Source organism: Tritonibacter mobilis, assembly GCF_001681715.1.
Lineage (GTDB): Bacteria > Pseudomonadota > Alphaproteobacteria > Rhodobacterales > Rhodobacteraceae > Epibacterium > Epibacterium mobile.
The window spans coordinates 117,028-138,877 of record NZ_LNWY01000007.1 but is presented as its reverse complement, the minus strand read 5'-3'; the positions used below and the strand labels follow the sequence as shown (position 1 = coordinate 138,877).

Annotated in this window: 19 protein-coding genes; all 19 read right to left on the bottom strand. The window is 63.0% G+C overall.

The window, feature by feature from the left end; genetic code table 11:
• Positions 1 to 11: 11 nt before the first annotated feature.
• The 19 genes from UB90_RS09485 to UB90_RS09395 all read right to left on the bottom strand — a co-directional run bounded on the left by UB90_RS09485 (position 12) and on the right by UB90_RS09395 (position 21,848).
• Complete coding sequence (locus UB90_RS09485) at positions 12 to 1,034, bottom strand: LLM class flavin-dependent oxidoreductase (protein ID WP_065325215.1); 1,023 nt, start codon at positions 1,032 to 1,034, stop codon at positions 12 to 14.
• A gap of 39 nt (positions 1,035 to 1,073) precedes the next feature.
• Complete coding sequence (locus UB90_RS09480) at positions 1,074 to 2,432, bottom strand: FAD-dependent monooxygenase family protein (protein WP_065325216.1); 1,359 nt, start codon at positions 2,430 to 2,432, stop codon at positions 1,074 to 1,076.
• A 4-nt stretch (positions 2,433 to 2,436) separates the two neighbouring features.
• Entirely contained in the window at positions 2,437 to 3,627 is a 1,191-nt protein-coding gene (locus tag UB90_RS09475) for an ABC transporter permease (RefSeq protein WP_065325217.1), read from the bottom strand.
• A gap of 5 nt (positions 3,628 to 3,632) precedes the next feature.
• Positions 3,633 to 4,793 (bottom strand): ABC transporter permease, encoded by a 1,161-nt coding sequence (locus UB90_RS09470; protein WP_081285552.1) that lies wholly within the window; start codon positions 4,791 to 4,793, stop codon positions 3,633 to 3,635.
• A complete protein-coding gene (locus UB90_RS09465) occupies positions 4,784 to 5,488 on the bottom strand; it encodes an ABC transporter ATP-binding protein (RefSeq protein ID WP_065323472.1) in 705 nt (234 codons plus the stop codon). The genes UB90_RS09470 and UB90_RS09465 overlap by 10 nt, the downstream gene beginning before the upstream one ends.
• A 3-nt stretch (positions 5,489 to 5,491) precedes the next feature.
• A complete protein-coding gene (locus UB90_RS09460) occupies positions 5,492 to 6,718 on the bottom strand; it encodes an efflux RND transporter periplasmic adaptor subunit (protein WP_065325218.1) in 1,227 nt (408 codons plus the stop codon).
• 226 nt (positions 6,719 to 6,944) lie between these two features.
• Positions 6,945 to 8,486 carry an AMP-binding protein gene (locus UB90_RS09455; RefSeq protein ID WP_065325219.1) on the bottom strand — a complete coding sequence of 514 codons (1,542 nt, stop codon included), beginning with the start codon at positions 8,484 to 8,486 and terminating at the stop codon, positions 6,945 to 6,947.
• 81 nt (positions 8,487 to 8,567) lie between these two features.
• A complete protein-coding gene (locus UB90_RS09450; RefSeq protein ID WP_065325220.1) occupies positions 8,568 to 9,914 on the bottom strand; it encodes a cytochrome P450 in 1,347 nt (448 codons plus the stop codon).
• A gap of 11 nt (positions 9,915 to 9,925) precedes the next feature.
• Positions 9,926 to 11,482: an AMP-binding protein gene (locus UB90_RS09445; RefSeq protein ID WP_065325221.1), complete on the bottom strand. Its 1,557-nt coding sequence runs from the start codon at positions 11,480 to 11,482 to the stop codon at positions 9,926 to 9,928.
• On the bottom strand, positions 11,479 to 11,745 hold the full coding sequence (locus UB90_RS09440) for a phosphopantetheine-binding protein (protein WP_005659347.1): 267 nt from the start codon (positions 11,743 to 11,745) through the stop codon (positions 11,479 to 11,481). Before UB90_RS09440 ends, UB90_RS09445 begins: the two co-directional genes overlap by 4 nt.
• A 38-nt stretch (positions 11,746 to 11,783) precedes the next feature.
• Positions 11,784 to 13,373, bottom strand: coding sequence for a class I adenylate-forming enzyme family protein (locus tag UB90_RS09435; RefSeq protein ID WP_065327186.1), 1,590 nt, complete (start codon positions 13,371 to 13,373; stop codon positions 11,784 to 11,786).
• Entirely contained in the window at positions 13,349 to 14,350 is a 1,002-nt protein-coding gene (locus tag UB90_RS09430) for a beta-ketoacyl-[acyl-carrier-protein] synthase family protein (RefSeq protein ID WP_065325115.1), read from the bottom strand. Before UB90_RS09430 ends, UB90_RS09435 begins: the two co-directional genes overlap by 25 nt.
• On the bottom strand, positions 14,350 to 15,213 hold the full coding sequence (locus UB90_RS09425) for a beta-ketoacyl-[acyl-carrier-protein] synthase family protein (RefSeq protein ID WP_065325117.1): 864 nt from the start codon (positions 15,211 to 15,213) through the stop codon (positions 14,350 to 14,352). Before UB90_RS09425 ends, UB90_RS09430 begins: the two co-directional genes overlap by 1 nt.
• Positions 15,210 to 17,645 carry an acyl-CoA dehydrogenase family protein gene (locus UB90_RS09420; protein WP_227512031.1) on the bottom strand — a complete coding sequence of 812 codons (2,436 nt, stop codon included), beginning with the start codon at positions 17,643 to 17,645 and terminating at the stop codon, positions 15,210 to 15,212. The genes UB90_RS09425 and UB90_RS09420 overlap by 4 nt, the downstream gene beginning before the upstream one ends.
• 2 nt (positions 17,646 to 17,647) lie before the next feature.
• Positions 17,648 to 17,926, bottom strand: a complete 279-nt coding sequence (locus UB90_RS09415) for a hypothetical protein (protein WP_065325119.1) — start codon at positions 17,924 to 17,926, stop codon at positions 17,648 to 17,650.
• A complete protein-coding gene (locus tag UB90_RS09410) occupies positions 17,923 to 18,909 on the bottom strand; it encodes a 3-oxoacyl-[acyl-carrier-protein] synthase III C-terminal domain-containing protein (protein ID WP_065325121.1) in 987 nt (328 codons plus the stop codon). The genes UB90_RS09415 and UB90_RS09410 overlap by 4 nt, the downstream gene beginning before the upstream one ends.
• Positions 18,903 to 19,871: an alpha/beta fold hydrolase gene (locus tag UB90_RS09405; RefSeq protein WP_065325123.1), complete on the bottom strand. Its 969-nt coding sequence runs from the start codon at positions 19,869 to 19,871 to the stop codon at positions 18,903 to 18,905. The genes UB90_RS09410 and UB90_RS09405 overlap by 7 nt, the downstream gene beginning before the upstream one ends.
• Positions 19,861 to 21,222, bottom strand: coding sequence for an MATE family efflux transporter (locus UB90_RS09400; RefSeq protein WP_065325126.1), 1,362 nt, complete (start codon positions 21,220 to 21,222; stop codon positions 19,861 to 19,863). The genes UB90_RS09405 and UB90_RS09400 overlap by 11 nt, the downstream gene beginning before the upstream one ends.
• Positions 21,222 to 21,848, bottom strand: coding sequence for a hypothetical protein (locus tag UB90_RS09395; RefSeq protein WP_065325128.1), 627 nt, complete (start codon positions 21,846 to 21,848; stop codon positions 21,222 to 21,224). Before UB90_RS09395 ends, UB90_RS09400 begins: the two co-directional genes overlap by 1 nt.
• Between the last annotated feature and the right edge of the window lie 2 nt (positions 21,849 to 21,850).

Here is a 21,850-nt window from a genome sequence, read left to right as displayed (position 1 = left end):
AAGCCTCGCCGTCAGGAGTGCGTGAGAGAGGCAGGGTGCAAAACTTCGGCCCCGCCCAGTTTCACCGCGCGCAGGCTGTGCTGCAATTCCTCTTCGCTGCTGGGGACATCGAGGATCAGCGCGGTGTATCCCAATGCGCGGTACCGCCCGACATAGGCGGCCACCTCGCCGTAGCTGCCCACCAGATAGGGGCAGAAGGTTTTGTAATTGCGCAGCGGAAACAACCAGTACGCGCCATCACGGGCCTCGTGCAGATCCTCGGCTTTTTGCGAGATTTCCTGATGCCAGATGCTATCGGTCGCGCCGCGCGCCATTTTATGCGCGAGTTGACCGCGCCGATCCTCGGGAAAGCGGCTGCGCGCCTCGCGCCATGCCTCATCGGCGGTTTCGCGGGCAATCACGCCGAACCTCAGGCCAATCTGTCCCGCGCCGGGCAGGGGCGCTAGTGGTTCCAGATCCTGCGGTGGTTTGGTATAGCTGAGGCGCGTGGCTTCCAGTGTTGCCGCCGCCGCCGCGCAGGCATCCGATGCCCCCGACAAAAACAGATCCGGCATCAGTTCCGGCGGCAGGGCGGGCGACAGCCGCAGGTTGGCCACCTGATAATAAGTACCGCTGAATGTGACCGTCTCTCCGCGCAGCAGGGCCTGCATGATCTGGGTGTATTCCACCAGCCGATCATATCTTGCGTCATGCTCTGTGGCGTCGCCCAGTTGCTCTAGGTCTTTCACAAAGCCCCCGGCCACCATGTTGAGCGCCATTTTACGACCGTAAAGAAAGGCGAGGGAGGACACCTTTCGCGCGGCGGCCAGGGGAGACATATAAAGCGGCTGCACCGCCACCAGCGGTTTGAAACGCCGTGTGCGCTCCATCACCGCCTGTGCCACGGTCCACGGATCCATCAGGCTGTTGTCGGTATAGATCAGCATGCCCTCGACGCCGGCCGCCTCGTTCCACTGCGCGAGGGTGCCGACGGCCTCCAGATAAGTTCCGGGGGCAAATTGGACGGAAGGCGGGGCGGTGGTGAGCAGCTTCATCTTGGTGTTCCTTTTGAGTGAGGAGGGGCAGGGGCCGCGCTAGACCGGTTCCGTGCAAAGCGCGTCGAGCTTTTCTGGCGCATCCAGCAGGTGCAGGACGCGATCGATCTGACCGCGCAATCCCGGACGCAGAACCGAGGCTGAGAACGCCAGCCTCAGACGCTCGGCAAAATGATCGCAATCCGCATCCTCATGCTGGCGCATCTGTGCGTAGGCACGGTCCACCGCGCCACCGATCTTCCACGCCCAATCTGCGGGGCGATGGGCCGCCGTCAGGTAGGATGTCTGCTGCACTGCAGGCGCAGTGTGATCTGAGAGTGCTTGTTGCAACGCCACGGCCTGCAAGGCGGCGACGCTCATCCCTTGGCCATAAAGCGGGTTGAAGGTGGCGATGGTGTCACCAATGGGAAAATACCCAAGCGGCAAGGCCGAGGCCTTGCGGTCAAAGCGGCGAAAGCGCACGGATTTGATCGCAAAACCACGCAGTTGCGACAGCATGCGGGCGGATGCGAGACTGTCGGCAAGCTCCGGCCCGGCAATGGCAAGCGCGCGCTGGCGAAACCCATCTTCGTTGCGGGGCATCGAGGCCCCAAAGCGCCCGATCAGCGTCATCACCCAACGATCCCCCTCGATGGGGGCCATCACCAGCCCCTGCGTGGCGGGGGCTTGCGCGGGACGCAGCCACGCGCTTGGCGGGTTGGCACGGGTCTGTGCAGGTCTGGCGAAAAAGGCGCTGGTGTAGCGGATATCGGGGTGGCGGGTCATCTCTGGCGGGAGTTGCAGACCGGCGGCTTCAAACCACTTAAGACTGTCTCCGGCACGACCGGAGGCATCGACCACGATGTCCGCGTCCAACTGGCGGCGCTGCCCGGTGCTATCATCAAGGCTCACACCAATAAGGCGCGGCGCGCGGGTTTCGTCCCCTGCGGCAAGCATCAGGCCACGCACCCGTGCCGTTTGCACCAGCAGATGCGGCAGCGCCAGCACCCGGCACCGCAATACATGTTCAAGCAGTGGTCGGCTCTGGCTGAGCACCACCGGGCCTGTGTCCTCGGGCGCGCACCATTCATGACCATCGTGGCTGCGCCATTGGGAGCGCACCCGCAGCGGCAGGCTGCCAGCGTTTTGCAGGGCCGCGCCAAGTCCGGGCATCAACTGTTCCAACGCCTGCCGCCCACTGTCGAGCAGCGCATGCACATGCGGGGCCTGCGGCGTGTGGCGTCGGATCATTGGCTCGGTAGGCATTGGCTCCTGCTCGATCAGGGTGATCGATGCCACATGCGGCGCAATTGCGCTGCAGGCCGCAAGCCCTGCGACACCACCCCCGATCACCACCGCGCGCAGGCCGCCTTGGGGCGTTGAACGCGGTGGCTGGGCAGAGGATTGTGGCGAGACCATTGCGTTACGCTCGCCCGGTCATCGCGGCGCGCAGCGGCACCCGAGTGGCACGCAGGGCGGGAAGGCCGCCGCCAATCGCACCAATCCCGAGGGCCAGCACCACCGCGCTCAGCGCTTGGGGCCATGACAGTGCCAGTTGGAAGGCCAGCTGCGCATTGGCGCCGCTCTTGGTCGAGGCACTCCAGCCGTCCAGACCGATCCATGCCAGCGCTACGCCAATGGCGCAGCCAATCAAGGTAAGCGCCAGCGCCTCCACCAAAGTGGCAACAAACGCAGCACTGCGGCTAAAGCCAAGGGCGCGCACAGTGGCGATCTCAACCATGCGATCCGACACCGAACTATACATGGTGGTCATCGCCCCCACGGCAGCGCCAATCGCCATGACGATTGCAAGCGGCCAGCCAAGGAACAGGATGATCCGGCTGATGTCGCTGGCCTGCGCGGCGTAAAACGCCTGTTCGGTCTGCGCCAGAAGGCCGAGGTCAAGATCCTCGACATAGGCACTGAACTGCGCGAAGGCGGCCGGATCTTCCAGACGCACCCTGAGGGATTGGATTTGATTGGGGCGATTGAACTGCGCCTGCACCAGACCGGCATCCGCCAGAAGTTCGCTTTCAAAGACGCTGCCACCGGCGGTGAAATGGCCAACAACCTTCCACTGCGAACGCCCAAATGAGATGGTGTCGCCAAGGTTCAGATCGTTGTATTTCGCCGCCAGACGCGCGCCGACCACGATCTCATCCGTGCCGGGTGTCATCATTCGCCCGGCGCTGATGGCCAGCTTTGGACGCAGGGCGAGGCCGGTGGCCGTCACGCCGCGCAACGACAGGGTTTCGTTCTTGCCACTGTCCTGGGCTACCGCATCTACCGGCACCACCAGCTCGCGCGAAATGAGCGGCGCACCCTCGGCGGTTCTGGCAATGCCCGGTGCTTCCTCGATGAGGTGGGCTTGTTGTGTGCCAATGCGGCTCAGGGCTTCGCTGAAGGCCCCCCGGCTCAGCACCATCGCCACATCGGCAGATCCGGTCGAAGAGAGGGTTTTGCGAAAGCCATTGGCCATGGCGAGGAACCCAAGCAGCACCAGCACGACCAATGTGACAGACAGCACCATCGAGAGCGAAATCCACGCCCGACGCGGCAAGCTGCGCAGGTTTGCGCCCGAAAGTGCGAGGGATTGACGGATAAAACCGAACATTGGGATCACCTGTGTTTGAGAGCTGCCGCAATGGGCAGGCGAAGAGCGTTGATCGACGGCAGCGCACCGCAGGCAAGGGCAAAACCCACCGCCAGTGCCACCGCCGTGGCGATCACGCGCGGGGTCAGATAAAGGCCGGGCACAACGCTTTGCAGGGCGTCCGCCAGCACCGGGATCACCGCGGCTGTTAGGCTCAGTCCGAGGCATAGCCCCAGCGCAAAGAGCACCAGTGTCTCTGCCAGAACGATGCGCATGATACGCCCGCCGGAAAAGCCCAGAACCTTGAGCACGCCGATTTCCAGTGTGCGTTCGCGGATTGCAAAGATCATCGTATTGGCGACGATCATCAGGATGGTGGCAAAAGCGACGCCCACAATCAGCCGCACCAAGAGCGCGATATTGGCGAATTGCTCCAGAAAGGCGGACATGAAGGCGGTTTCAGACTGTGTGCGGGTCTGCGCGCCCGAATTGGCATATAGCGCGTCGATTTCGCGGGCCAGGGCCTCGGTATCGGTGCCCGGTTTGGGCTGGATGCCAAACAGATCCACCCGGTTCTTATTGCGCATCACGGCGGCGTGGAAGTAATCCGCCCGTGCAAGCAGGAAACTGGTGTCGGTGGTCACCTCTGCCCCGTCAAAGACGCCTGCAATGGTAAAGCGCCAGTTGCGATCTCCCCCCTCGCGGGCATGCATGAAACTTGTCAGCGTCACCGTGTCGCCGGTGCTCCACCCCATGCGTGCCGCCAAAGTACGCCCCACCAGAATGGCCGTGCGATCCGCATCCGCGGCACGTAGCATCTCGGGGTCAAAGGCATAGGCATCCGCATAGACCCGCGCGTAGCTTTCAAGGTCAACCGCATTGGCGCCGACGATATTGCGTTCATTGCCCACAAAGGCGCGCAGGCGGGTGATATGTGTGACATCGGACACCCCGTTCAGGGCTTCGATTTCAGGCAGGTAGGACAGGGGCAGGGTCTCATTGCCGCCCACCTTGGAGGCCACCACCAGACGGGAGGTCTGTGAGCTTGCCCCTTCAAACCCCTGCCGGAAACTGGACAACACGCCAAAGATGAAGAACGCGACACCAATACAGAGGATCAACAGGATACTGCGCAACAGCTTGCGCGTCAGGTTCTGTCGGATCAGCAAAGAGGGGCTCAGGCGCATTGCGCGATCTCCTCAGAGACAAACCGACCCTTGTCGAGAATGACCGTACGCTTGGCGACGCGGGTGGAGCTTTCGTCATGGGTGACCATGATGATGGTCTTGCCGAGTTTGGTGTTCAAAAGCTGCAACAGCTCGAGAATTTCATCGGCAGATTTGCGATCCAGATCACCGGTGGGCTCGTCGCAGAGCAGGATGCGCGGATCGCTGGCAATGGCGCGGGCAATGCCGACGCGCTGCTGCTGACCGCCCGACAGAAGCGAGGGCAAATGGTCGTGGCGATCTGCAAGCCCCACAATGTCGAGGATGGTATGCACCCGCTCGCGCCGCTCGGACGCGCTGAGATCGGTGAGCAACAAGGGCAGTTCCACGTTCTGCGCCGCGCTCAGCATCGGCATCAGGTTGTAGAACTGAAACACAAAGCCGATCACTTCGGAGCGCCAGCGCGTCAGGGCGCGGGTGCTCATCTTGTCGAGCATGGTGCCCCCGATGCTGACATGACCGCCATCGACGGTATCAATGCCGCCGATCAGGTTCAAAATGGTCGACTTCCCCGACCCCGACGGCCCCATAATGGCGAGGAAATCACCATCCGGAATGGTCATGGTCAGATCTTCAAAGATCGGAATGCGGGATTTACCGAGCGGGTAGCTTTTGTAAACGCCGGTCAGCTCGATGTCGTATGAAACAGGGGTCATGGGTTATTCGCTCCCGTTGAGGCGGAGTTGGGCCAACGCCCGGTCCGTGAGGTTGATAAAAGTTGCTTTGGCAGACATATTGGGACGCACGCCGATCAGATCCTCGGCATCCAGCCGCAGGCGGACACGGATGGTCGCCTTCTCGCGCGAGGCACGCGGGTCGATCACGCTGACTTGCGCCGAAAAACTGCGATCCGGAAAGGCATCGAGACGCACATCGGCCATCTGATCGATCTGGATCTCGGCGATATTGCGTTCTGCGACATCCACATCGACATAGAGGTGGCTGACATCCATCAGCTCCATCAGACCTGCCTCATCGGCGCCGCCGTTGGTGCCAGAGGACACCATCATGCCCGGTGCTGCGGGCAAGTCGACAACCACCGCATCAAAGGGTGCGCGCAGAGTGTGTTTTTCCAGATCCCGCTCGGCGCGCTGTAAGGTCAGACGGGCCGTTTCCACCTGGCTTTGGGCGATGGCGATGCTGTTGGTCAGCACCGCAAGATTGAGCCGGGCATCTTCCAGTTCGGCCCGCCGTCCAACACCGCGCGCTTCCAGCGTTTCAAGGCGCTGCAGCGGGGCGGCAGCGGCGGCATGATCGGCGCGGGCACTGCGCAGTCGCGCTTGTGCGAGGCGAAAGGCCTCATGTGCCAGACCAACCGCCAGTTCCGCATCGCTTTGTTCCAGTCGCAACACCGGGTCCCCGGCCTTCAGGCGCGCGCCAACCTTGACGTCGACCTGTTCGACCTGACCGCCGATATCCGACATCAGCACAACCGAGGTCGGAGCAACCACAAAGCCCGAGCCAATCACGCGCGGACCAGTGGAGGCGATGGGCTGTGCAACCTCTGGGGTAGCAGGCGTAGTCTCTGCCAACACCGTTGTTTCAGCAGATGCGGCAGGTTGTGTTGTCACTTGTGATCCATCTGCCGGGCGCTCTTGGCTGGCAAACACACCGCTTGCGGTGTCCCAAAGGCGGGTGGCTTTGGTGATTGCGGGGGCCGTAAATGAGGGCGCACGGTCAGGAAATGCCAAGGTCAGCGCAACAACACCTGCCACCCCAAGCAGCAGCAGCCCCCCGACACGCCGCCAGATGCGGCGGGGGGGGGTGGCTTTTGGCTGGTTGGGGACAGTGCTGAGCGCGGGCTGGCCATGGGCAGTTGCCTTAACGCTGCCTCTGTCGATGGACAGGGAGCGCAACCGGGTTTCAAGATCTTCGGACACAGACATCTGGAACTCTCTCCTCGGGCGGGCATGTGCCTTATGCGGGTTTCAACGCGGTCAGACGTGTGATTCACACCGCAACAGTGGGCTTGGTGTTGATCTTGGCGATTGCAGCGCCAGCGCGAGACCTAAATCACAAAGTAGGACGTCCGAATTGATGAAGGCGTATAATTATCAAGGGCTTGTCGTAAAATTGAACGTGACTTTGCACTGATATAGCCCCCGTCACGCATTATGTGTGCTCCGGGATCGGTGCGTTCAGTTGCGCCAGAAGCGCTTGAGAATCGACCTTGCCATTGACCGTGACCGGCAGCCGTTCCATCAGGCGAATGTCGCGTGGGATCATGGTCTGAGGCAGTCGTGTGGCCAGCGCTTGGGCGCAGCTTGTGGCCGTCAGATGCGCGCCGGATGCGGGTTGCACGAACAGCACGATATCGCGCAGCTGGCCATCTTCGCGCACCGGCAGGCAGGCTGCATTGTGAACCAGATCAAGACCATGCGCCGCGCGTTCGATCTCGTCCAGCTCAATGCGGTTTCCGTTCCATTTCACCTGTCGGTCGGCACGCCCCAGAAGAAACAGATGACCTGCCGCATCCACATAGCCTAGATCACCGGTCCGGTAACATTGCGCCCCGTCCCGCATCGAGAACGCGCGGTTGGCGGGATGATCTGCGGGGATGTAACCGCTGACAATCTGCGGCCCGCTCAGTTCAACCTCACCGGGAGTGCCGCGCGGGACATCATGGCCGTTGTTGTCGATGATCCGCATGACATTCTGTGCAAGCGCCGGGCCAAGTGGCAGCACCTCATGGCGTTTCAGGTCGCCTTCGGTAAGGCAATGCACATGGCTCATGCAGGTGCCCTCCGAGGGGCCATAGGCATGGCGCACTTCGGCCTTTGGAAAACGGCGGCGCAGCTCTTTGATCAGGCTGGGCTGCACGGCCTCGCCGCCAACAAAGAAACAGCGCAATTCCGGCAGGGTCTCGGCGCTAAAGGTCGGGTCGGTGCACATCAACTGCAACAGCGAGGGCGTCGAGAACCACGAACGCACCGCCACCCGATCGCGCTGACCGCTCAGCGCATCCATGTTCTTGCGCGGCATGATGTTGTAGCGGTGGTTCAGCATCACCACCGGCCGCCCAAGCGCGAGCACCGGCCACAGATCGAGCATCCCCATATCAAAGGCCAGGCTGGCATGGTTGACATGACCGCTCTGCCATGCGGCAAGGGTTTGACCCGCGATGGCCTGCAACATCTCTCCATACCACGCAAAAAAGGCGCTAAAATTGTCGCGCCGGATGGGCACGCCTTTGGGATCGCCCGTGCTGCCTGATGTGAAAATCACATATAGAAGCGTCTTGGGGTCCACATCGCACACCGCATCCTGTGCCAAACTCTGCGCCCGGCCTGCTGAGATCGGATGGGAGTGAACCGCTGCGTCGACGTCGGGCGCGTGCCCTGCATGCAGCAGCAATTGCGCACCGCTCACCCGCAGCATCCGCGCAATCCGATCCGGCGGGTTTGACCGATCCGCAAACACAAATCCGCGGCCGTCAAACATACACGCCAACATGGCGGCAACCACGCTGGGTTCCTTATGGCCATGTACCATCACCAGATCCGAGGCGGGATGCGCCCGCAGCCATGTCAGAACCGCCTGCACCTGCGCGCCCAACGCGCCAAAGGAGGTGACGTGGCCATCACTGACCAGCGCGGGTCGATCCGGGTGCTGCCAGATGTGGGTTGCGATATCGCGCAGGAAACGCTCTGTCATGGGATCCTCCCTGTTGAGGCTGAGGCCGCCGGAAGCGGCGATAAACACAGGCAAAACCGGGTCTGCCTGTGCGCATGCGCATCAGAGTGCGAGGGTGGCGGCTTCTGTGTTGGCCGTGCGGTAGTGAAAGGACACTGGCACGGCCCCGCGCGGCGCCAGGGTGGAGCGCAGGATCGGGCGCAGATTGCCGCGCTTGCAGTCCGGCGCCAGTTCGATCCGATATTCCGCCACCACCGCACGCACCGCGACTGACAACTGATGTTGCAGGAATTGCGTGCGATTGCGCACCCGTGGTCCAATCCCAAAGGGCAGATAGCTGCTGCGGTCCTCGGGCGGTGTCATAAAGCGCTGTCCGTCAAATCGGTTGGGGGCCTCCCAATAGCGCGCATCGCGATGCACCAGCCACGGCGCAAAGAGGATCGTGGTGCGCGGTTCTACCCGGTAGCCTTGCACCTCCATTTCCTTGCTGGTGATGCGGTAGATAAAGGGCAGTTCCGGATAAAGCCGCTGTGCCTCTTGAATCACCGAGTAGCACAGGGGCGTCTCAGGATCGGGCGCGTTGTAAAGATCGGCGCAGCCTGCAACCTCTTGCGCCATCTCAGCCACAAGATCCGGGTTTTGCGCCAAATGGCTGAGAGTCCAAAGCAGCCCCAGCCCGTCTATATTGAGCTTTTCCAACAGCAGGCGTCCCAGCGTCGGGCGCAGGAAATCGACCCGCTCTGCCTCGGTCAGTGTGGCGGGCAGACAGCGGTTCATCGAGGCCAGGACATTGGGTGCATCGGCGCTGTTCTGGGCCAGCCCGGCGCGCACCGCCCGATCCAGAAACCCTCGCGCCGCCTGAAATTCTGCCAGCGCTTCGGGCGTCGCGGTGGCTTCGGCGTCCTGCGTGCTCATGGCGAAATAGAACTGCTCGATCTGCATCAGCCCTTCGACCATCTCCGGGTCGGGCAGGGCCTGACCAAATAGCGCCGGGCACAGCGCCCGCACCGCCCAAAGCGAGCAGATCGGGCGCAAATCCACCGGGGCCTCTGCGTTGAGGGCAAGGTTGCGCACCAAGGCTTGTGTGGCATCGATCAGGCTCTGATGTGCCCAGCCGTCCCACTGCGCGTTGACCTCAGCCAGCCCGCTGCGGCTGGCATCCCAGATGGCGGCATTCTCGGGCCGCTCTAGCGCGTCTCCGATCAGGATACGGGTGGTGCCTGCATTGCTGGCGATATCGCCCAGCTCGGTCTGGAACTGGCCCTGATGGTTCTTCCAGTACCGGATGCTGTCAGTGCCCGCCATCAACAGCATCTGCCGCGTGTCGCTGGCGCGGATCATCACCACATCACCATGTTTTCGCATTGCGGTTTCGGCCACTTTGAGCAGACCGAGGTTTTGGTGAAATTCGGAACTTGCATCGAATACAGGGATCTGCGGGTCGGTCATGAGACGTCCTCTCAGCTTAGCGTTTCAGTGCCGGAATGGCTGTGGACATGGCGGTGGTTTGCGGTTTTTGCCGCCTCTGCCAGCCATGCCCGGTCGATTTTGGAATTTCGGTTCAGCCCGCTCTCAAAACCTGCGTACCAAAAGCGGGGCACCAGATAGGGGGGCAGGTCGCGGGCCATTTGTTCCGCCAGCGCCTGCAATGCCGTCGCGGTGTGCTGACCAAAGACATAGGCGTTGAGCGCCCGCGGCTCGCCCCGCAGCACATAAGGCTCTACCACCGCGTCCTCGATACCGGGCTGGCGGCGGATGTGGGCCTCGATGTCATCAAGGTCGATGCGCACGCCCTGCACCTTGATTTCGCGGTCGATCCGCCCCTCAAAATACCAAAGCCCCTCGGGCGTGCAGCGGCCCCTGTCACCCGTGCGATAGCACTTGGGACGCGGAAAGGCGGCGGCCTGTTTTTCAGGCAGGTTCAGATAGCCAAGCCCGACCGACGCGCCCTGAATTTCGATCTCGCCGTGTCCTGGGTCGGGCGTGGCCACAAGCGTTGTGCCGCTGCGGGCATAGCCAATCGGCAGATCCTGGGGCGCATCGAGATGGGCGCGGGTGATCTCCAGCGAGGTGACCGCAACCGTGCATTCCGTTGGCCCGTAGGTGTTGATCACCCGACAGTTGGGAAACCGTTCAAACAGCGCCTCGACCACTTGCTTGCTCAGCGCCTCGCCGCAGAACAGAAATGTCCGAAGCGCAGGCAGCCGCTCGCCGTTAAAGCGGCGGTTGCGCAGCATCAGCCGCGTGATCGACGGCGTTGAAACCCAAAGCCCAACGCCATCCGCCTGCAAGCGCTCAATATAAGCGGTGGAATTGGCAAAATCTGCGTGATTGAGCGCGGTAATCGGGCAGCATCGCTGCCATGCGCTCCAGAGTTCAAACAAGGATACATCAAAGCAGTGGCGGATATTGCCGCTGACTGCTGCAAAGGGCGCATCCTTCAGAAGTGCTTGCTGCCACAGGATAAAATCGGCCAGATTGCCATAGCTCACCTGAATGCCCTTCGGCTGACCAAGGGTGCCCGAGGAAAACATGATATAGGCCACATCCTCTGACGTAACCGGTGGCGCTGTGATGGCCTCTGCGGCAGGCATCAGGGACGGGTCCACACCCCATATGGGCAATTCTAGGTCCTGCAGCGCCCCCGATACATGGGTGAAATCCGCAGGATCGCCCTCTGCCACCAGCACCGCGCAGGCATCACATCCTTGTACGATCTGGCGCAGCCGCTCGGGAGGGGTGTCGCGCTCCGTGGGCACCAAGGGGCGTCCGGCCAGCAGACAGGCCCAATAGGCGATCATGTAGCGCGGGTCTTTATGTCCCCAGATCAGCACGGGCCGGGGGGTAGCTCCGCTGGGCAGGGTCTGCAACCTTTCAGCCAGCGCCAGCGCGCCGTGATAGAGCGTATCAAAGCTCAGACTTGCGGTTGCAGTGCGATAGGCATCCCCCAAATTGCCACGAAATCCGCGATGGATTTCGCGCAATAGCGCCTGCGGATCTCGCTGCCCTGATGTCATGCCGGGACGTCCTCTTTCATAAAAGAGGCGATCAGGGCCGAGAGGCTCTGGACGGTGGAGAACTGCTCCGGGCGCAGCTCGGAAGGGTCGATTTCCAGCGCAGGCAGACGCTCTTCGAGCGCCATGAACAGCTCCAGCAGCAGGCCACTGTCCAGACCAAGGTCGTCCTCAATACGGGTGTCGGGAGTGATGGAGCTGCCGTCGTCCATGTCGAGAAGCTCGACGATGGCGTCAATGATCTGGGTGTCGATATGCGAGGTCATAACTCTGTCCTTTCGGGTTTGATAAGCGACGGGCGGCGTTATTCGGCTGCTGTCAGGTCTTTGCTGTGGGGGGCTTTGGCTGCGGGGCGGGGGGCGGCGGCAATCGCCTGCAACGCGGCGCGGTCGAGCTTGCCATTCTGGGTGCGGGGCATCTGGTCATGGATCAGGATGCGCGCAGGCACCGCGTGACTGTCGAGGCGGCTTTTACACCACTGAATGAGGTCCTGATCGCTGCTGGTTGTGGTGCCGGTTTGGGTCAGCGTCACATGCGCGTGGCAGACCTGCCCATGCACCGGGTGCGATGCACCGAGCACGCAGACTTCCGCCACTTCGGGGTGTGCGATCAATGCGGCTTCGACCTCTGAGGGGGCCACTTTTTCGCCGGCGATTTTCAAAATGTCGTCGCTGCGCCCCACAAAATAGAGATACCCCGCATCGTCCAGACGGCAGGTATCACCGGTATAAAGCACCTGCTCACCGGGGAAGGGGCCGGGGCGCAGGCGTTTGGCGGTGGCGTCCGGGTTGTTCCAATACCCTTTCATCACCGTGCTGCCCCGAATGACCAGCTCTCCGGTGGCGCTGTGGCGGTGCATCTCACCGGCGGCGTCCACCACCCACATCTCAGTGTTGGGGATGGCAAGCCCGACGCTGCTGCGCCGTTTGCCGAGCTGCTCTGGCGGCAGATAGGTGCAGCGGTGGCACTCGGTCAGCCCATACATGGAAAACACGGTCGCCTGCGGCAGCGCAGCCTCCAGCTGGTCGATCAACTCCACATGCAGCGCCGCTGCGGTTGAGGACACCAGCCGCACCGCACTGAGATCGAACCGCTCGGCCCAGGGCGCAATCAGCGGCACCATCGTCGGCACCACCGGAAACACTGTCGCGCGGCTTTGGGCCAGATGTTTGAGACCAAAGAGCGGCTGCGCAAACCCCGGCTCTGCATAGACTTCCGCCCCACATAGCGCGGCCATGGTGATCTGATGCAGCCCGTAATCAAAGGTCATCGGCACCGCGCAAAAGATCCGGTCCCCTGCGCTATAGCCAAGATAGCTCGCCACGGATCGCGCCGCGCTGGTCATATTGAGATGCGACAGCATCACACCCTTAGGGGTGCCCGTGGACCCGGAGGTGTAAATCAATGTCGCCAGATCCTGATCTATCACCTGTGGTGCAGGCAGGGTCTCGACCACCTCCCCCGCCTGCGCCGCCGCAATGCAGGTGACAAGCGCGTCACTCAGCAGCGGCGTGGCCTGACCTGTTTGTGCCAATGCGGCGCGCAATGTGTCTGCGCTATTGGGATCGCCGATCACCGCGGCCGGGGCGCAATCCTTCAGGACAAAGGCCAGTTTTGCCACCGGGGTACCCGGGTTGAGCGGCACCGCCACGGCGCCGCAGGCCACAATGCCCCAATAGGCAACCACAAAGCCCACCGAATTTGGACAGGACAACAGAACCCGATCACCGGGGCTCACCCCACAGGCGCGCAATGTGCGTGCGATGCGCGCGGCGGCCATGAGCAGCGCCTGATAACTCAGCGCATGATGCGCATCGCGCACGGCCGGTGCCTCGGGGCGCGTCTCTGCTGCCTTGGCGAGAAAATCGATCAGGAGAGAATGAGTTGCGAACATGGGTGATGCTCCTTCGCTGTCGGGGCAGGCTTACTCTGGGCGGTTGAGGAGGCGGTCGCGGTCTGGGTGATCATGCAGGCCCCGGCATAGCCCCCCATCCCGATCGACAGGATCGCGCAGGACTGGCCTGCGCTCAGGGCGGGGCGCTCCTGTTCCAGCAGCAAAAACGGATCGCTGGTGTAGCAATGCCCGATGTCCGGCAAGAGCCCCAGCCGCAGGCGGCTTTGCGGCAGGCCGGTCTCGCGGCAAAACATCTGCCATGCGAGCCGGTTCACATTATGCGGCAACAGCGCACAATCGCCCTGCCAGTCAAATCCAATTCGGGCCAGCGACTGGCTGACGATCCCGCCATGCGCGGCAAAGAAATCCCCCATCTCTGTCGCGGTGCCAGCGCGACCGCGGGCAAAGCGCGGGTGGGTACACATGGCCACATCACCCACCTGCAGCCCGCCCGGCATCTGATCGAGGATCATACCGCAGAAGGCATCCCCCATCAGGGTGCAGCCGGGGACGTAGCGATCTCCTAGCGGCAGGCCAATATGGCTGTCACCGCCCAGCACCGCAACCGCATGCGCGAGCCCTGCGTTCAGCAGTGTGCGCGCCAGATCCAGCGCCCAGAACAGCCCACCACAGTTGTACTGGTCGACCTCGTAGCGGCGCGTGATCTCGGCCAGCACCGGTTGATTGGCGCATAGCACCTGCACCGGAGACTGCCCCGCCGCATATTGTAACGGTTGGCCATGCACATAGATCAGCGCATCCGGGCGCGGCCCGGTGTGGCTTGCGGTCAGTTTTTGCAGCACCTGATCGAACTGCTGTGAGAGCGTCTCTCCCTCGGGTACCGCTGCCACATGATCGAGCCCGAACATACGTTCAAAGACCCGCGCCTCTACGGGGCTGCCACCGGCGGCACGGATGATGTCCTCTGCACTTAGCCGCGCGGCGGGGATATGGCTGACGAGGCTGGCCAGTCGCATTATGCGCTCCCGTCGTCTTGGGCCAAGCTAACAACGCAGACTTCGCGGTCCTGACGTGTCAGCAACAGGCAGTTGCCCGGCTCTGGCAGGGACATCAGGCTGCGCAACGGGGCGGCGCACATCTGGCTGGGCTGGGTCGGGCACCACCCGGCAAATCCTTCGCCAAGCCCTTCCAGCCCGTTATCCGCAATCAAAACCGTGGCTTCGGGCGTCAGGCCGAGGTCGCGACAGGTGGCATCCACCACCGCAGGCAGATCGCCGCTCTCGACGTTGATGTGGCGGCGATACCCGCAGTAGCGCAGTCCCGGCCCGGTGCCGGTTTCCAGCACCATCAGGCTGGCAGAGTTTTCCGGCTGCAGCGCCGCGACCGTATCGGACTGATAAAGCAGGTGCTTTTGATCCATGGTCATCACCAGCGCCCGCCGCCCTTGCCGCCGCAGGTAACGCGCCGCGCAATCCATGGCGAACAAGGGTGCCGACAGGCCGCGATCCGAGATGGCAAAGCCAAACCCATCGGCAATCCCCAACCGATGCAGCGCAAAATTTGTGACAGAGGTGCCCAGATGCAGATCCGGCATCCAATGGGCCAACAACACGAGATCTATATCGTCCAGCGCATCGTTTTGCTGCAACTGCTCCAGCAGCGCCCCCGCCATCGCCGCAAAGGACGCTCGATCCGGGGCGGCCAGCCAATTGGCGACATTGCTTTGCCGGGCGCTGTCATACTCCTGACCGTTGGAGCGAAAGAAGCGCGCGTTGAAATCTTCCCAATAGGCGTGCTGGTCTGCGGCGTCCTCAACCGGCTCTTCCAGCCCACCAAAACTGCCACCAACGAGGTTTTTGGGATCGAGCCGCAGGGTCATGACGCCACCCCTGCCACATAGGCGCGATAGGCGTTCAGCACATGAATGTTGGACGTGCCTTCCATATACTCAAACCCCTTGGCGTCGCGCATCTTGCGGCGCAGCAACGGGTCGGTCAGCATCACCGCCGGGGCATCGCGCGGGATACGGGCCACAAGTGCGTCGCTAAAGGCCACAGCCTGATATTTGATCTCGCTGATACGGTGCCCTTTGGCCTGACCGCGCATCCCGTCGGCGCAGACATCTGCCAGCGCTGCAATCAGGGCGGCGTGGCTGCGGAACTCGCTGGTAAAGGCGTTTGCCTGCCCATGCCGGGCCAGTCGCTCCAACATACCGCGCGCATTGCCAAGCGCCAAGGCAGCGACCGCCGGACGGTAGCGTTCAAACACACCGTTGATCGCCATGAACCCATCGCGCAGCGAGGGCCGCTCCGATTGTGCCGCGACAAGATCTTCCTGCGCCACGGGCACATCCCGCATATCGATGCGGCACAGATCTGCCCCCGACATCCCCGTGGTGGGCAGGCGGGTAATCGTCAGATGCGCGCGTACCCGATCGGGCTCTACCAGCACCAGCGCGCGGCGACCGCTGTCCTCGAATTTAGCAAAAACAATCCCGATCTGAGCGCGCGCGACATTGCCAATCAGCATCTTGCTGCCGCTCAGCACATAGCCCGTGTCGGTCAGGCGCAGCACCGCGCTGCCCGCCGAGGCATCCGATCCCACTTCCGGTTCGGTCACCGCAAAGAATGTGCCCTGTGGCCCGCTGCGATATGCGCCAAAGAAGCGCTCTTTTTGTGCGGGCGAGCCCACCGCATCCAGCGCGCCGCCCGCAAGCGACGGCCCCTGAAGCGCCAGGATAGATCCCGCGTCAAACCGCGCCAGTCGCTCCACCAGCGCCACGTGCAGATCATGGGGGCAGTGCTCCAGACCAAGGCCGCTTTCTGCAAGCGGGAAGCCATTGTACTCCGCCGGGACGCCAATCATGGTCAGGGCCCGTACCATCGGGTCGGCCCAGAGGTCGCGCCAAGCGTCGGGATCCTGGGCCAATTTGCCGCCCGTGGTTTCAAACAGGGGGCGCACCGCTTCCAGCCGCTCCAGTGCAGGATGATCGAAGGGGGCGGGCAGGGCCGCCTCGGTCACCGCCGGGCGCATGGAGATCTGGCGCGGCATCTGCTCGTCAAGAAAGGCCTGCACCTGCGCGCGTTCGCGCACCACCGTTGCGGTGCCTTCGTCGATCATGATTTCAGCAGGCGCGCCAAATCCCAGAAAATTCACCGGTGAAGCCGTCGCGCCATAAGCGCCGGATTGGTGAATACAGATCAGATCCCCGGGCGCAGGCGTAGCAAGGGAGACGTCCTTGGCGATCACATCCATGGGCGTACACAGCGGGCCGGTGACGCTCCATGGTGACGCCTCAGCCGCAGAGGATTGGCGCGCGGGATGTGGCACCAGCGACACCGGGAAATTGCGGCGCATGAACCCCTGTCCCGCCGCCGCGCTATGCAGGTTTGAGCCGCCATCACAGACCGCGAAATTCTCGCCCTTGCTGGCTTTGACCTGCCGCACCGAGGTGACAAAGCGCCCGGCCTCGGCCACCATGTAGCGGCCCAGTTCAATGGCGATGGCGGTTTCCGGGTGGGTCTCGCAGAACCCCCGCAGCAGCGGTCGCATCGCCTCGCCAAGGGCGGCGAGATCCAGCGGGGTTTCATCCTCATAATAGGGCACACCGTATCCGCCACCGATGTCGATAAACGCCATTGGTTCCGGCAGAGTCTGCGCCACCCGCGCGGCCAGCTCCAGAATGCCACGGGTGTTTTCCACGATGGTTTCATGGGCCAGAATGCGGGTGCCCATATAGACATGCAGCCCCGCCAGCCGCAGATGATCAAGCGCTGCAACACGCGCCAGCGCGCTCTCCATGGCGGTTTCATCGATGCCAAATTGGGTCGGCCGTCCGCTCATATTGAGGCGCGCACCGCTCACCTTGAAATTTGGATTGATCCGGAGCGCAATCGGCTGGCAACGTCCAGCTTTGGCGGCAATCCGGTCGATCTGGTCAAGCTCCGTAAGGGATTCCACCACGATCGCCTTGATCCCCAGTGAAACCGCGCGTTCCAGATCCGCTTCGGCTTTGCCGGGGCCGACCATCAGGATACGCTCCGCCGGAGCGCCCGCCGCCACAGCGGTTTCCAACTCCAGCCGAGAGCTGACCTCGGCACCCGCGCCCTGCGCCACCAAAAGCCCGACAAGGCTGAGATTGGGGTTGGCCTTGAGCGAATAAAAGAACCCGGCATCCGGCAGGCTGCGGGTCAGCGCGCGATACCGCGCCCGCACCAAGGCGGCGTCATAGACATAAAACGGCGTTCCAACGCGCTCGGCCAGCCCATGGAGCTGTGCTGCCTCCTGCGGCATGATCTCAAACTCAGCCATCGTCACACCGCAACATCTTGGGGTTTGCGCCCGAGGATGAACCCAGACAAGGAAGCGATACTGTCGAATACCCCGGCGCCCCCTTCGAAACTTTCCATGAAATCAAAGCTTTCCATGCCAGTTCGATCTGAAAGCGCGACGATGAACTGAACCAGCTCAATCGAGTTCAGCAGCCCGCCAGTGCCAAACAGCGCATCACCCGAGCGCGCCCGGTCGATCCGCTGCGGTCCAAGGCCGATGTCACTCAGGCTGGCAAAAATGGTGTCTGTCATATCGGTCATCCGGAAACTCCATTTGTCGGAAAGGGGAGGGGCAGCGGCACATCCGTTACCCGCAAGAGCGCACAGGACGCGGTCGCACCGAGACCAATGCTGAACAACAGCACCTCATCGCCGGGCTGCAGCACTCCGTCCTGCGCCCCGCGCCAAAGGTTGAGAAAAGGATCAACGCCAAAACAGTGGCCATAACAGCCGATGGTCGACAGGCGTAGTTGCGCCTTATCGAGCCCGGCGTCCTCGGCCACCTGATACCAAGAGGGCGCATTGACGTTATGAGGCATGATCCAGCGCAGGCTCTGCGCGGTGCGGTCAAAATGCGCCAGCGCGTCGCGCAGGGTGCTGCTGGCGAGGTGCAGATAGGCACTGTCGAACCCTTCTAGATAATTCTCGCCGCGCAGGCCGGTGTTCTTCCAAAACTGCGGTGCGTGGCGCACGAAAGTATCGACGACTTCGAACGGGCCGGGGGCATGTCCAACCAGCACGGCCGCCGCCGCTTCGCCCATGATGGTGGTGTTTTCGATCACCCGGATGGCGGGGTGGAAGGCTTTCTCGCCAATCAGGATCAGCCCCAGATCCCCGGGATCGAGCAAGTGATCCAGCAGGCCCAACATGCTCAGACCGGTGGCGCAGTGGTTCATGGTGGCGCTGAACACTTCCACACCTTCGGATGCAAAACCCGCAAGGCACGCAGGGCTTTGCGCCAGCGCGCTGCTTTGCCCAAACACATGGGTGGTCAGCAGTGTGTGACAGTGGACCGCGTGACTCAGGGCGGCGCGGTGATGGGGGTTGCGCGCCATCAGCCCGTCGGTGGCACGCGACAAGAGCGCATCCAGCGGCTCGTTATGGTCACAGTGAAAGGTCTCAAAGCCGAAAAAGCGATCAAACATGCGGATCTGGTTGCGGCTTAGCGACAGATCCTCGGCCAGATCGACCAGTTTCTCTTGTCGCGCGGGGAATACCACGGAGAGGTCAATAAGGTTCAGCATGGCTGCCCTCCCGCAATCGGCTCCAGCGGTCTTTGTGACCTCCGGGGAGCAGGGCGGACGGTGGGACGGGCGGCGCGCGGCAAGGCAAACCCCGCCACCGCGTCAAACAGGCGTGGATCTTCAAGGATCGTATGGTGGTTACAGCCATCCAGCAGCGTTGACGCCGCCGCCGGGACGACCGCGCGGATCGCGTCGGCCTCGCTTGCCCGCACCTGCCAGTCGCGACGGGCGTGGATCACCTGCATCCACGCGCCCATATGGGCATAAAGCTCCGGTCCGACTTTGGCAGGCGCGCGTCCATCGCGTTGTTCGACATAAGACAAAAGCGCCGTGTTCAGGGCTTTGGGTGCGCCGATGCGAAACAGATAGGCCCGCAAAAGCGTTTCGAGCGAGAAAGGCGCGCAGATTGTCACCAGCCGCGCCCGTCCCAGACCGGCCTCCAGCGCCAGCGCCGCGATCAGGCCACCGGCGGAATGTCCGATCACGGTTGTGATGTTCTCGCTGCGATATTGCGCGGACAGGATGCGGGCCTTGGCGCCAAAGCTCATGGGGCGCGCGGGGTTGCGCCCTTCGCCAGGCAAATCCGGCAGGATCACCCGCGCGCCCCGTGCCGCCAGATCCAAGGCCAGCGGCAGCATCATATCGCTGCGCGCGTTCCAGCCGTGCAACAGCAGCACCCGTGGCCCATCCACGGGCCCAAAACGCTGCTCCGCAAGGCCGCCTGTCTCATAGGTGCTGCGCATCTGCGGCGCGGCTCCGGGCACCATGCGCTCAAAGCGATGCAGCGCCAGCCATGCGCCCCAGCGCGGATTGAGCGCCGTCAGGCCGCTCAACTCGTGCCGCCGCATGCGCCCCCGAATGGCGCGAAAGGCAAACAACGGTCCCGCCGGGGTGGGGCGCCCCGTTGCCCGGCGCAACAGCGCCCAGGCACAGAGGCCGGGATAGGCCAGCTCAAACAGCATCGGCGCGCCCCAGTTTGCGCAGAAGCAGCAGGAACTGCACCGCAAAGAGGCCAAAGCCCAGGGCGGCAGCGGCAACCAGGATGTCGAGGATCAGGCCCATTCCGGCCCCCTGCATCATCGCCCAAACCACCCCCGCACAGGTGCCCGCCTCAATGAGGAAGGTAATCACCAGCACCTGAACCCCACGGCCAAGCTGCTCTAGGATCACCTGCAGCATGGCGGAGCCCGAGACCAGAAAGAAGGTAACCAGCAATGCCGCAAACATCTCGTCGGTGGCCTGACGCAGCGCTTCGGCCTGCGCGGGCACCAAGAGATCCAGCGCGCCGCCCCACTGGGGCAACAACGCCGTCACTGCCGCGTAAAGGCTGAGCATAAACGGCACGCCGATCACCAGATAGCGCAGCCGCTGCGCGGTCTGTCCTTCCTCGGCCAGTTGGTTGACGAGGATCGCAATGGCCGAGCCGATGGCGATGGCCGGGATCATAAAGGCGATGCGATAGCGCAGCACCACAAAGAAGGCAGAGGCGCTGTCCTCACCGATTTTGGCAAGGATTGGAAACACCACCGAGGCGCTGACAAAGCCCACCACGATCGAGCTGAACACCGGGATGCCAACCCCGATCTGCAATTGGCGCATGCGGATACGAAACGGCTCTTCCGGGCTGTCATCGCCGCTGCGCACTTCGCGGTGCAACAGCCAGGCAATGACCGGCAGCATCAGCACCGGCCCCACAAGGTTGCCGACCAGAACCGCCTCAAACCCCCAGCCGTAGTTCGACACCAGCACGTAGGTGGTGCTCAGATCGAGGGCGACCAGCCCCATGAAGGGCAAAAGGCCCAGCAGCACTTTGCCCTGTCCGCGCATCGCGCCGTAAAAGATGTCAAAGACCACAAAGGGCACCAGCGACAGCATGAACAGGGGGAAATGATCCAGGATCACGCGCAGTTCCGCGTCCTCGACCGTCAGCATCTGCGCGGCCGCGTAACCAAGTGCGGCGACCACTGCAAACAACAGCACGCCATTGCGACACAGACGATACACCGCACGCTGGGTGCCCCGGCGGGGCCAGTTGTGGCGTGAACGGGCGCTGAACACCTGCGCGGTGATCGCCAAACCTTCCATGATGGCCAGCGCAAGGATGAAGCTCGGTTGCAGCAGCGACAGCGTGGCCAGCGCGCCAGTGTCCGGCACCCGCGCCAGCAGGGCCACTTTGCCCAAATTCAGCGTCGAGGTCGCCGCTGCACCCACCGCAAACGGCAGAGCAAGCAGCAGAATGCGCGACAGCGTATGCCAGACCGACGGTCTGGGCCCGTCAAGAAGCGCGTCGGCGGTGGTATTGGCAGTTTGCATCATAGGCTCCTGATCGGCGTGGCGGCAAAAGTGCCGGACATGGGCGCGTGGCGCGCCGCAAAGGCGCTGGCACGGTCTCGGGTGGCCAGCAGCGCAAATCGCAGCGGGCGGCTGCGCTCCGGGCGCATGCTCAGACGTTCCGTGGGATCGCGCAGCACCAGCGACAGGCTGCTGTTGGCTGTCAGGGCACGCGCCAGCACCATGGCGTCGCGCAAAGACCGGCGGCATTCGACCCGCAGCGCATGCACAGCGCCATGGTGATCGAGCGTCTGCAGCAGATGTTGCAGCACCGGACTGCGGGTGTCGGGCTGATGCCCGCAATGCAGGTAGACCAGCAGGGGCGTGTCGGTCTCGGCGCAGAGCCGCTGCCAGTCCTCGCGCAAGCGCTGCGCATGAAGGTCCGGACCAGATCCCGCCCCTTGAAACAAATGCGCCACCGCCCCGGTCGGCCCCGTGGCCGCGCTGTGCAGGCGGTGCCAGGCCTCCAACCGCGCGGGGCGGCAGGGGTCAGTCGGGGCGGCGTCCGCGGCGTCGCAGGAAAACAGCAGCGGGCGGGCGCTGGGGCGATCCGGCAGCGATCCCGCCGCAAGCAGCTGTACCTCAGAGTGGTGGGAGCGGCTCATCATCG

What these genes read in the sequence shown, in the direction of transcription:
- UB90_RS09460 (WP_065325218.1), bottom strand. Translation starts at nt 6,718, where the DNA reads ATGTCTGTGTCCGAAGATCTTGAAACCCGGTTGCGCTCCCTGTCCATC.
- UB90_RS09440 (WP_005659347.1), bottom strand. Translation starts at nt 11,745, where the DNA reads ATGACCTCGCATATCGACACCCAGATCATTGACGCCATCGTCGAGCTT.
- UB90_RS09470 (WP_081285552.1), bottom strand. Translation starts at nt 4,793, where the DNA reads ATGCGCCTGAGCCCCTCTTTGCTGATCCGACAGAACCTGACGCGCAAG.
- UB90_RS09435 (WP_065327186.1), bottom strand. Translation starts at nt 13,373, where the DNA reads ATGTTCGCAACTCATTCTCTCCTGATCGATTTTCTCGCCAAGGCAGCA.
- UB90_RS09480 (WP_065325216.1), bottom strand. Translation starts at nt 2,432, where the DNA reads ATGGTCTCGCCACAATCCTCTGCCCAGCCACCGCGTTCAACGCCCCAA.
- UB90_RS09475 (WP_065325217.1), bottom strand. Translation starts at nt 3,627, where the DNA reads ATGTTCGGTTTTATCCGTCAATCCCTCGCACTTTCGGGCGCAAACCTG.
- UB90_RS09430 (WP_065325115.1), bottom strand. Translation starts at nt 14,350, where the DNA reads ATGCGACTGGCCAGCCTCGTCAGCCATATCCCCGCCGCGCGGCTAAGT.
- UB90_RS09445 (WP_065325221.1), bottom strand. Translation starts at nt 11,482, where the DNA reads ATGACATCAGGGCAGCGAGATCCGCAGGCGCTATTGCGCGAAATCCAT.
- UB90_RS09425 (WP_065325117.1), bottom strand. Translation starts at nt 15,213, where the DNA reads ATGACCCTGCGGCTCGATCCCAAAAACCTCGTTGGTGGCAGTTTTGGT.
- UB90_RS09415 (WP_065325119.1), bottom strand. Translation starts at nt 17,926, where the DNA reads ATGACCGATATGACAGACACCATTTTTGCCAGCCTGAGTGACATCGGC.
- UB90_RS09455 (WP_065325219.1), bottom strand. Translation starts at nt 8,486, where the DNA reads ATGACAGAGCGTTTCCTGCGCGATATCGCAACCCACATCTGGCAGCAC.
- UB90_RS09400 (WP_065325126.1), bottom strand. Translation starts at nt 21,222, where the DNA reads ATGCAAACTGCCAATACCACCGCCGACGCGCTTCTTGACGGGCCCAGA.
- UB90_RS09465 (WP_065323472.1), bottom strand. Translation starts at nt 5,488, where the DNA reads ATGACCCCTGTTTCATACGACATCGAGCTGACCGGCGTTTACAAAAGC.
- UB90_RS09420 (WP_227512031.1), bottom strand. Translation starts at nt 17,645, where the DNA reads ATGGCTGAGTTTGAGATCATGCCGCAGGAGGCAGCACAGCTCCATGGG.
- UB90_RS09395 (WP_065325128.1), bottom strand. Translation starts at nt 21,848, where the DNA reads ATGATGAGCCGCTCCCACCACTCTGAGGTACAGCTGCTTGCGGCGGGA.
- UB90_RS09485 (WP_065325215.1), bottom strand. Translation starts at nt 1,034, where the DNA reads ATGAAGCTGCTCACCACCGCCCCGCCTTCCGTCCAATTTGCCCCCGGA.
- UB90_RS09410 (WP_065325121.1), bottom strand. Translation starts at nt 18,909, where the DNA reads ATGCTGAACCTTATTGACCTCTCCGTGGTATTCCCCGCGCGACAAGAG.
- UB90_RS09405 (WP_065325123.1), bottom strand. Translation starts at nt 19,871, where the DNA reads ATGCTGTTTGAGCTGGCCTATCCCGGCCTCTGTGCCTGGGCGCTGTTG.
- UB90_RS09450 (WP_065325220.1), bottom strand. Translation starts at nt 9,914, where the DNA reads ATGACCGACCCGCAGATCCCTGTATTCGATGCAAGTTCCGAATTTCAC.